The following is a 9,532-nucleotide window of genomic DNA, read 5'->3' on the forward strand; positions in this document are numbered from 1 at the left end:
GCCGCTCCCGACCGGCGGCCCACCACACCCTGCTGACTGGACCGCCGGTCCCTGTCGACCGGACCACCACACCCCACCGACACAACCACCGGCGCCAACCAACCGGACCGCCGGCCGCGACGCCCCTGACCCGACCCCTACCCGGCCGACCAGCGGCCGCATCGGAGACGACCACGTGACACCCCAGGCGACACCCCACCCGACCACCAGTGCCTTCGACCTCCCCGACCGGCTGTCCGCCAAGGCCGATCCGGCGCTGATCGCCGACGACGAACGGCACTTCGCGGCGATCGCGGAGTGCCTCGAACAGTCGATCACCGAGCTGTCCGCCCGTCTCGACGCCGAACGCAGGGCGCCCGGCGGCACCGGCCGGCAGGCGATGGACCGGGACGCGGAGGTCCACCGGCTGACCGCCCGGCTGCGCACGCTGCGCCGCTTCGGCCTGGACCTGTGCCTGGGACGCATGGTCACCGCGGACGACCCCGAGCCGGTGTACGTCGGACGGCTCGGCCTCACCGACAGCACGGGCCGGCGGCTGCTGGTGGACTGGCGCTCCCCCGCGGCCGAGCCGTTCTTCGGGGCCACCCACGCCAACCCGATGGGCCTGGCGAGCCGCCGCCGGTACCGCTGGAGCAACGGCCGGATCGGCGACTACTGGGACGAGGTGTTCACCGCCGAGGGCCTGGAGGGGCACGCCGCGCTGGACGACCAGTCCGCGTTCATCGCCGGTCTCGGCGGCAGCCGTTCGGCGCGGATGCGGGATGTGCTCGGCACCATCCAGGCCGACCAGGACGCCGTCATCCGGGCGGGCTCGCGGGGCGCGCTCGTCGTGGACGGCGGCCCGGGCACGGGCAAGACCGTCGTCGCCCTGCACCGCTCCGCCTACCTCCTGTACGCCGATCCCCGGCTCGGCCGCCGCCGCGGCAGGGTGCTGTTCGTCGGCCCGCACCGGCCCTACCTCTCCTATGTCTCCGACGTGCTGCCCGGCCTCGGTGAGGAGGGCGTGCAGACCTGCACGCTGCGGGACCTCGTCGCCGAGGGAGCGGAAGCGGTGGCCGAGGCCGATCCGGAGGCGGCCCGGCTGAAGTCGTCCGCGCGGATGGTGCGGGCGATCGAGACGGCCGTCAGGTTCTACGAGGAGCCGCCCGCCGAGGGGATGACGGTCACCACCCCTTGGTCCGACATCCGGCTGAGCGCAGACGACTGGGCGGCGGCGTTCGACGCGGCGGAACCCGGCACGCCGCACAACGAGGCCCGCGAGCAGGTGCTGGAGGAGCTGCTGACGATCCTTCAGGACAAGCACGACGGCGACGCCCCGCCCGAGGCGCTGCGCAGGTCGCTGCGGGCGAACCGGGAGCTGCTGGGCGCCCTGGACCGGGCGTGGCCGCTGCTGGAGGCGGCGGACCTGGTCGGGGACCTGTGGACGGTGCCCGCCTATCTGCGGCTGTGCGCGCCCTGGCTCGACCGCGACGAGGTCCGGCGGTTGCAGCGCGCGGACGCCCGGGCCTGGACGGTGTCGGACCTGCCGCTGCTGGACGCGGCACGGCAGCGGCTCGGCGATCCGGACGCGGCGCGGCGCGCACGCCGGCGCGTGGCGGTCCTCGCGGCGCAGCGGGAGCGGATGGCACAGGTCGTCGACAACCTGATAGAGGCCGTGGCGGCCTCGGGGGCCGACGGGGACGACGGTGAGGGCCTGGTGCGGATGCTGCGCGGCGAGGACGCGAAGGTCAGCCTGGTGGACGAGGCCGAGCTGCCCACCGCCGACCCCGACCTGCTCGCCGGGCCGTTCGCGCACATCGTGGTGGACGAGGCGCAGGAACTGACCGACGCCGAGTGGCAGATGCTGCTCCAGCGGTGCCCGTCCAGGAGCTTCACCATCGTCGGGGACCGGGCGCAGGCCAGGCACGGGTTCACGGAGTCGTGGCGGGAGCGGCTGGAACGGGTGGGGTTCGACCGGATCCGTCTGGCTTCCCTGAGCGTGAACTACCGGACACCGGAGGAGGTCATGGCGGAGGCCGAGCCGGTCATCCGGGCCGCGCTGCCCGACGCCAACGTGCCGGTGTCCGTGCGCCGCAGCGGTGTGCCCGTGGTCCACGGGCGGGTCGCGGACCTGCGCCGGGTCCTGGACACCTGGCTCGCCGCACACGCCGACGGGATCGCCTGTGTCGTGGGCGACCCCGCGTTCCCGGCGACGCCCCGGGTCCGCTCGCTGCCCCCGGAGCTGACGAAGGGTCTGGAATTCGACCTGGTCGTCCTCGTCGACCCGGACCGCTTCGGCACCGGCGTCCAGGGAGCGGTGGACCGCTACGTCGCCATGACCCGGGCCACCGGGCAGCTGGTCCTCCTCACCGGCCCGTGACCCCGTTCCGGCGGCGCCACCGGGACGTGGGACGATCCTGACCGGCGAAGGAGGGGCTTGTGCGGTTGCGTGACGTGTCACCGGGTGATGTCGACGCCTATGTCCGGATGCGGTGCGATCCCGTGATGATGGCCGACCTCGGCGGGCCCCTGCCCCGCGAGGGGATGGCGGAGAAGGTCGGCCGGGACGTCCGGCAGGCGGCGGCCGGACTGGCGTGGATCAAGATGATCGTTCCCGATCCGGACCGTCCCGGCGTGGTGGCGGGCACGGTGACGATCTGGTCCCACGACACCGGTGACGGGCCGCTCTCGGAGATCGGGTGGATGGTGCTGCCGGAGTTCCAGGGACGGGGGCTCGGCAAGCGTGCCGTCCGGGCGCTGCTGGAGCAGGCCCGGGACGAGGACCGCTGGGGCGTGGTGCACGCGTTCCCGGCGACCGGCAACGCGGCGTCGAACGGCGTCTGCCGGTCCGTCGGCTTCCGGCTCCGGGGGGAGACCGAGGTGGACTTCGCGGGCCGGGTGATCCGGGCCAACCACTGGTCCATCGATCCGCGGACGGTTCCGCACCGGTGACGGACTTCCACGCCCATGTGGCCACGCGCGGCTAGGTCCTCGGGATGGTGACGGGGTCCGCTCCCGATGACTGGGAAGCGGTACCGGGGCGGACTGCTTGGACGATCCCGGCGAGGGGCTGCCGCGCCGGGACCACGGGCTGGTGGAGGTCTCCTCCTCGGCGGACGGCGGGCATCCGACCTGCTTCGGGATCAGCGTGCGGACGCACCGGCTGATCCACGAACCGGAGGTGCCGCCGGCCCTGGCGCGGGCGTACGGGGCGTTCGCGCCCCGTGCCCGGTTCGAGGACGTGCGGGCCGGGATCCTCGCCCTGGGGTGCACGGTGGAACCCGACGGCCTCCCGGGCGACGTACACCGCTACCGCGTGCCCGAGTCCGGCGTCCGCGTCTTCGTCATCGACGGCCCCGACCCCTACGGCGACGGCGATCACGACGCCCACGACCCGGAGCTCCACCAGGCCCCGAGCGGACCGGCGGCCGTGACGCCGAGGCGGTGCGCGAGTACGAGGAGGTGTTCACCGCCCTGCTGATGCGGCAGGGCCTGCCCCGGATGACGGCCCGGGTGCCGACCTCCCTCTTCGTCACGGACGCGGGCAGCCTCACCGCGGCCGAACTCGTCCGGCGCCTGGACGTCAGCCCGGCGTCCGTCTCCAAGGCGATCGCGTTCCTCGGAAGCCAGGGCCTCATCCGCCGGGAACGCGACGAACGCCGCCGCGAGCGCTACCTCGTGGACGACGACGTCTGGTACCAGTCGGTGATCGCCGCCGCCCGGGCCAACGCGGAGATCGCCCAAACCGCCCGGGAAGGAGTCGGCGTCCTCGGCGCGGGCAGGCCGGCCGCCGGCCGCCTGGAGAACATCGCCCGCTTCGTCGACTCCGTCGGTGAGAGCATCGCCCGCGCCGCCGAGCAGGCTCGCGACATCCTCTGCTCCACATCCGGAACGGCCCCCGACGGCACGGCTCCTCCCTCCGGGCCCGGGACCGGGTGAGACCTGCCCGCGTCCCGCCTCCCGCGCCCCGCGCACTCAGCGTTCGAAGCGGTAGCCCATGCCCGGTTCGGTGATCAGATGGCGGGGGCGGGAGGGGTCGGTCTCCAGTTTGCGCCGCAACTGGGCCATGTAGACGCGCAGGTAGTTGCTCTTGTCGCTGCGCGGGATTCCCCAGACCTCCCGGAGCAGCTGCTGCTGTGTGACGAGCCGGCCGGGGCGGGTGACCAGGATCTCCAGCAGATGCCATTCGGTGGGGGTGAGGCGGACCTCCCGGCCGTCCCGCACGGCCTTCTTGGCGCACAGGTCGATGGTGAAGGCCTCCGTCTCCACCACGGTGGGCTCGGGAACCGGCGGTGGCTCCTCGGTGCGGCGGACGGCGGCCCGTAGCCGGGCGAGCAGTTCGTCCATGCCGAACGGCTTGGTGACGTAGTCGTCGGCGCCGGCGTCCAGCGCGGCGACCTTGTCGTCCGAGGCCTGCCGGGCGGACAGGACCAGGACGGGGACGCGGGTCCGGCCGCGCAGGGCCCTGAGCACGTCGAGACCGTCCATGTCGGGCAGGCCGAGGTCCAGCAGCACGACGTCGGGCCGGTGGGCGGCCGCGAGGCGGAGCGCGGTGGCTCCGTCGGGGGCCGCGTCGACGCCGTACCGGCGGGCCTGGAGGTTGATCAGAAGGGCCCGTACGAGCTGCGGGTCGTCCTCCACGACGAGGACCCGGGTCATGGGTGTGCACCTTCCTGTCAGGGCCGCGGGAGCCGGCGGCACCGGGGCGCGCCATGGTGCCGCCGGCTCCCGTGCGGTCGCGCGAGACCGTCACCGCCTGGCCGTAAGATCCCTGAGTGCGATGTTCAGCTCCAGGACGTTGACGCGCGGTTCGCCGATGAATCCCAGCGAGCGCCCCTCGGTGTGGTCCGCGACCAGCTCGCGTACTTCGGCGACGGGCAGGTGGTTGCGCGCGGCGACCCGGCGCACCTGGAGCGCGGCGTACGCCGGGGAGATGTCCGGGTCCAGGCCGGAGCCGGAGGAGGTGACGGCATCGGCGGGGACGTCCGCGGGGCTGACCGGGTGACCGGGCACCGAGTTGTCCCGGACGACCTCGGCCTTGGCGTCCTCGACCTGCCGGAGCAGGTCCTTGCTGTCGGCGGCGAGGTTGGTCGCCCCGGACACGAGCAGCCGGTACCGGGTGTTGACCGAGTTCCCGGCCAGTCCGTGTGCCGGGCGGGGCTGGAAGTACCGCAGGCCGTAGTCCTGCTGCCCGATCAGGGACGAGCCGACGACCTTGCCCTCCGCCTCGATCTCCGAGCCGTTCGCCGCGCCGTGGAAGAGCGCCTGGGCCACACCTGTGACGGCCAGCGGATAGAGGACGCCTGTGAGCACGGTCAACACCAGCAGCGCGCGCAGGCCCGCGCCCAGCACACGGCCGGTGTTCACAACGGAGTTCTTCATGTGCTTCACCCGATCCCGGGGATCAAAGAGACGAGCAGGTCGATGAGTTTGATGCCGATGAACGGCGCGATCAGACCGCCGAGGCCGTAGATCCCGAGGTTGCGGCGCAGCATCCGGTCCGCGCTCATCGGCCGGTACCGCACGCCCTTCAGGGACAGCGGCACCAGCGCGACGATGATCAGCGCGTTGAAGACGACCGCCGACAGGATCGCGGAGTCCGGCGAGGACAGGTGCATGATGTTCAGCTTGTCCAGGCCCGGGTAGACCGCCGCGAACAGCGCCGGGATGATCGCGAAGTACTTCGCCACGTCGTTGGCGATGGAGAACGTCGTCAACGCCCCCCTGGTGATGAGGAGTTGCTTGCCGATCTCGACGATCTCGATCAGCTTGGTCGGGTCGGAGTCGAGGTCGACCATGTTGCCGGCCTCCTTGGCGGCCGACGTGCCGGTGTTCATGGCCACGCCGACGTCCGCCTGGGCGAGGGCCGGCGCGTCGTTGGTGCCGTCGCCGGTCATCGCGACCAGCCTGCCGCCGGCCTGCTCCCGTTTGATGAGGGCCATCTTGTCCTCGGGGGTGGCCTCGGCGAGGAAGTCGTCCACGCCCGCCTCCTCGGCGATGGCCTTGGCGGTCAGCGGGTTGTCACCGGTGATCATGACCGTTCGGATGCCCATGCGGCGCAGCTCACCGAACCGCTCCCGCATGCCCTCCTTGACGACGTCCTTGAGGTGGATGACGCCGAGCACCCGGGCGCCGTCGGCGTCCTCCACCGCGACCAGCAGCGGGGTGCCGCCGGCCGCGGAGATCCGGCCGGCGATCCGGTCCGCGTCCCGCGCGGCCGCGCCGCCGCGCTCCTCCACCCAGGCGATGACCGAGGCGGTGGCGCCCTTGCGGATCCTGCGGCCGTCGACGTCCACGCCGGACATGCGGGTCTGGGCGGTGAAGGCGACCCATTCGGCGCCGGCGAGTTCGCCCTGGTGCCGTTCCCGCAGCCCGTACCGCTCCTTCGCCAGGACGACGATGGAGCGGCCCTCGGGGGTCTCGTCGGCCAGCGACGACAGCTGGGCGGCGTCGGCGACCTCGGCCTCCGTCGTGCCGCGCACCGGCACGAACTCCGCGGCCTGCCGGTTGCCGAGGGTGATGGTGCCGGTCTTGTCGAGCAGCAGCGTCGAGACATCGCCGGCGGCCTCGACCGCGCGCCCCGACATGGCCAGCACATTGCGCTGCACCAGGCGGTCCATGCCCGCGATGCCGATCGCGGAGAGCAGGGCGCCGATCGTGGTCGGGATCAGACAGACCAGCAGGGCGACCAGCACCACCATCGTCAGATGGGTGCCGGCGTGGTCGGCGAACGGCGGCAGGGTGGCGCAGGCCAGCAGGAACACGATGGTCAGCGACGCCAGGAGGATGTTCAGCGCGATCTCGTTCGGGGTCTTCTGCCGGGCCGCGCCCTCCACGAGGCCGATCATCCGGTCGATGAAGGTCTCCCCGGGCCGGGTGGTGATCCTGACGACGATCCGGTCCGACAGCACCTTCGTACCGCCCGTGACGGCGCTGCGGTCGCCGCCGGACTCGCGGATGACCGGCGCGGACTCGCCGGTGATGGCCGACTCGTCCACGGACGCGACGCCCTCCACCACGTCCCCGTCGCCGGGGATGACGTCCCCGGCCTCGCAGACCACCAGGTCGCCGACGGCCAGCCCGGTGCCGGGGACCCGCTCCTCGGAGCCGTCCGCGAGCAGCCGCCGGGCGACGGTGTCCGACTTGGCCTTGCGCAGGGTGTCGGCCTGGGCCTTGCCCCGGCCCTCGGCGACCGCCTCCGCGAGATTGGCGAAGAGCACGGTCAGCCACAGCCAGGCGCTGATGGTCCAGCCGAACCAGTCGCCGGGCTCCTTCAGGGAGAAGACCGTGGTCAGCACCGAGCCGATCCACACCACGAACATCACGGGGGACTTGACCATCACCCGCGGGTCGAGTTTGCGGAAGGCGTCCGGCAGCGACCGGACGAGCTGCCGTGGGTCGAAGAGGCCCGCTCGGACGCGGCCCTCGGCGGTCTGGCGCCCCGTCGGCGTGTCGTGGTGGGGCGCGAGGGTGGGAGTGGACATCGAGTCCTCTTGCTCGTGTACGTCGGTGCTCGTCACGCCAGGCCCTCCGCGAGCGGGCCCAGTGCCAGGGCCGGGAAGTAGGTGAGACCGGTGATGATCAGGATGGCGCCCACCAGCAGGCCGGTGAACAGCGGCTTCTCGGTGCGCAGGGTGCCCGCCGTCACCGGGACGGGCCGCTGTCCGGCGAGTGAGCCGGCGAGTGCCAGTACGAAGACCATCGGCAGGAAGCGGCCGAGCAGCATGGCGAGCCCGGTCATGGTGTTGAACCAGTCGGTGTTCGCGTTCAGGCCGGCGAAGGCCGAGCCGTTGTTGTTCGACGCCGAGGTGAACGCGTACAGGACCTCGGAGAAGCCGTGCGCGCCCGGGTTGAGCATCGAGTGCGACGGGGTCGGCAGGGCGAGGGAGACCGCGGTGAGGACCAGTACCAGCGCCGGGGTGACGAGGAGGTAGCAGGCGGCCAGCTTCATCTCACGGGCGCCGATCTTCTTGCCCAGGTACTCGGGTGTCCGGCCGACCATCAGGCCCGCGATGAACACCGCGATCACCGCCATGACCAGCATGCCGTACAGGCCGGAGCCGACACCGCCGGGGGCGATCTCGCCCAGCATCATGCCGAGCATCGTGATGCCGCCGCCCAGGCCCGTGAAGGAGGAGTGGAAGGAGTCCACCGCGCCGGTCGACGTGAGCGTGGTCGCCACCGCGAACACCGACGAGCCGCCGACGCCGAAGCGGACCTCCTTGCCCTCCATCGCGCCGCCCGCGGCCTGGAGCGCCGGGCCGTGGTGGGCGAACTCGGTCCACATCATCAGCGCGGTGAAGGCCAGCCAGATGCCGGCCATGGTGCCGAGGATCGCGTACCCCTGCCGTACGTTGCCGACCAGTACGCCGAAGGTGCGGGTCAGCGAGAAGGGGATCACCAGGATCAGGAAGACCTCCAGCAGGTTCGTGAACGGGGTCGGGTTCTCGAACGGGTGGGCGCTGTTGGCGTTGGCGAGGCCGCCGCCGTTGGTGCCCAGTTCCTTGATGGCCTCCTGCGAGGCGTAGGCGCCGCCGCCCCACTGCTGCCGGCCGCCCATGAACTGCCCGACCTCGTGGATGCCGGAGAAGTTCTGCAGCGCTCCGCACGCCACCAGCACCACGGCGGCGAGCGCCGCGACGGGCAGCAGGATCCGCAGAGTGCCGCGCACCAAATCGGCCCAGAAGTTGCCCAGTTCACCGGAGCGCGACCGGGCGAAGCCGCGCACGAGCGCCACCGCCACCGCCATGCCCACGGCGGCCGACACGAAGTTCTGCACGGCCAGGCCGGCGGTCTGCACGACGTGGCCCATGGTCTGCTCGCCCGCGTACGACTGCCAGTTGGTGTTGGTCACGAACGACACGGCCGTGTTGAACGACTGCGCGGGAGCGACCGAGGAGAAGCCGAGCGAGCCGGGCAGGACCCCCTGGAGCCGCTGGAGCAGGTAGAGGAAGAGGACGCCGGCGAGCGAGAAGGCCAGCACCCCGCGCAGATACGCGGGCCAGGTCATCCGGGCGTCGGGGTCGGCACCGATGCCCCGGTAGATCCACCTCTCCACCCGCAGGTGCTTCCGCGAGGAGTAGACCCGGGCCATGTAGGTGCCGAAGGGAATGTGGACGAGCGCCAACGCGCCCACGAGGGCGAGCAGTTGCAGCACGCCAGCCAGTACGGGACCCATGTGCGCGCTCAGAACCTCTCCGGGAAGATCAGGGCGAGGACGAGATAGCCCAGCAGGGCGACGGCCACGACCAGGCCGGCGATGTTCTCGGCGGTCACAGCTTCGTCACCCCCTTGGCGACGAGAGCCACCAGCGCGAAACCGGCGAGCACGGTGACGACGAAGGCCAGATCGGCCATCGCGAACTCCTGGAGTGAGGTTCGGTGAAACGGACGAGTACGAGGAAAGCGCTTCTTTGGCCGGATCCGGCCGCTCGTTGACGCCTCTCTTACGGCCTCGCCCGCGTCCTTGACGGTTCTCTTACGGCTCGGCCGCAGCCGGAGGCGGCAGATCACCGCGTCCGTCCCCGGCGCACGGCGTGCGCGAGGACCGCGCC

Annotated in this window: 9 protein-coding genes and 1 pseudogene; 4 read left to right on the plus strand and 6 right to left on the minus strand. The window is 72.2% G+C overall.

Going from position 1 to position 9,532, the window contains the following annotated elements; genetic code table 11:
* The first annotated feature begins 175 nt into the window (after positions 1–175).
* The 4 genes from helR to H5J33_RS37445 all read left to right on the plus strand — a co-directional run bounded on the left by helR (position 176) and on the right by H5J33_RS37445 (position 3,918).
* Positions 176–2,359, plus strand: coding sequence for an RNA polymerase recycling motor ATPase HelR (helR, locus tag H5J33_RS13765; RefSeq protein ID WP_181795194.1), 2,184 nt, complete (start codon positions 176–178; stop codon positions 2,357–2,359).
* Between the two features lie 59 nt (positions 2,360–2,418).
* Positions 2,419–2,931, plus strand: coding sequence for a GNAT family N-acetyltransferase (locus tag H5J33_RS13770; protein WP_181795195.1), 513 nt, complete (start codon positions 2,419–2,421; stop codon positions 2,929–2,931).
* Positions 2,932–3,028: 97 nt separating this feature from the next.
* Positions 3,029–3,460 carry a hypothetical protein gene (locus H5J33_RS37440; RefSeq protein WP_181795196.1) on the plus strand — a complete coding sequence of 144 codons (432 nt, stop codon included), beginning with the start codon at positions 3,029–3,031 and terminating at the stop codon, positions 3,458–3,460.
* Entirely contained in the window at positions 3,424–3,918 is a 495-nt protein-coding gene (locus tag H5J33_RS37445; protein WP_399552822.1) for a MarR family transcriptional regulator, read from the plus strand. The genes H5J33_RS37440 and H5J33_RS37445 overlap by 37 nt, the downstream gene beginning before the upstream one ends.
* A gap of 36 nt (positions 3,919–3,954) precedes the next feature.
* On the opposite strand, the gene H5J33_RS13785 is transcribed toward H5J33_RS37445, so the two are convergent.
* From H5J33_RS13785 to H5J33_RS13810, 6 genes and pseudogenes are all read right to left on the minus strand, one after another.
* The gene (locus H5J33_RS13785) at positions 3,955–4,638 is read right to left on the minus strand and encodes a response regulator (RefSeq protein ID WP_181795197.1); all 684 of its coding nucleotides are present in this window, start codon (positions 4,636–4,638) and stop codon (positions 3,955–3,957) included.
* Between the two features lie 90 nt (positions 4,639–4,728).
* Entirely contained in the window at positions 4,729–5,361 is a 633-nt protein-coding gene (locus H5J33_RS13790) for a potassium-transporting ATPase subunit C (RefSeq protein ID WP_181795198.1), read from the minus strand.
* Positions 5,362–5,366: 5 nt separating this feature from the next.
* Positions 5,367–7,463 (minus strand): potassium-transporting ATPase subunit KdpB, encoded by a 2,097-nt coding sequence (kdpB, locus tag H5J33_RS13795; protein ID WP_181795201.1) that lies wholly within the window; start codon positions 7,461–7,463, stop codon positions 5,367–5,369.
* A gap of 32 nt (positions 7,464–7,495) precedes the next feature.
* On the minus strand, positions 7,496–9,157 hold the full coding sequence (gene kdpA, locus H5J33_RS13800) for a potassium-transporting ATPase subunit KdpA (RefSeq protein WP_181795199.1): 1,662 nt from the start codon (positions 9,155–9,157) through the stop codon (positions 7,496–7,498).
* 8 nt (positions 9,158–9,165) lie between these two features.
* Positions 9,166–9,255: a K(+)-transporting ATPase subunit F gene (gene kdpF / locus H5J33_RS13805; protein WP_037655415.1), complete on the minus strand. Its 90-nt coding sequence runs from the start codon at positions 9,253–9,255 to the stop codon at positions 9,166–9,168.
* Positions 9,252–9,532 (minus strand): annotated as a pseudogene (locus H5J33_RS13810) (hypothetical protein); the annotation flags it as partial. The pseudogene H5J33_RS13810 and the gene kdpF, both read right to left, overlap by 4 nt.

It is taken from the genome of Streptomyces sp. WELS2, assembly GCF_013870595.1.
In the GTDB taxonomy this organism is placed as follows: Bacteria; Actinomycetota; Actinomycetes; order Streptomycetales; family Streptomycetaceae; genus Streptomyces.

Bases quoted from the DNA above. Each gene is read 5' to 3' on its own strand.
- kdpA (WP_181795199.1), bottom strand. From the start codon at position 9,157: ATGGGTCCCGTACTGGCTGGCGTGCTGCAACTGCTCGCCCTCGTGGGC.
- H5J33_RS13790 (WP_181795198.1), bottom strand. From the start codon at position 5,361: ATGAAGAACTCCGTTGTGAACACCGGCCGTGTGCTGGGCGCGGGCCTG.
- kdpB (WP_181795201.1), bottom strand. From the start codon at position 7,463: ATGTCCACTCCCACCCTCGCGCCCCACCACGACACGCCGACGGGGCGC.
- H5J33_RS13785 (WP_181795197.1), bottom strand. From the start codon at position 4,638: ATGACCCGGGTCCTCGTCGTGGAGGACGACCCGCAGCTCGTACGGGCC.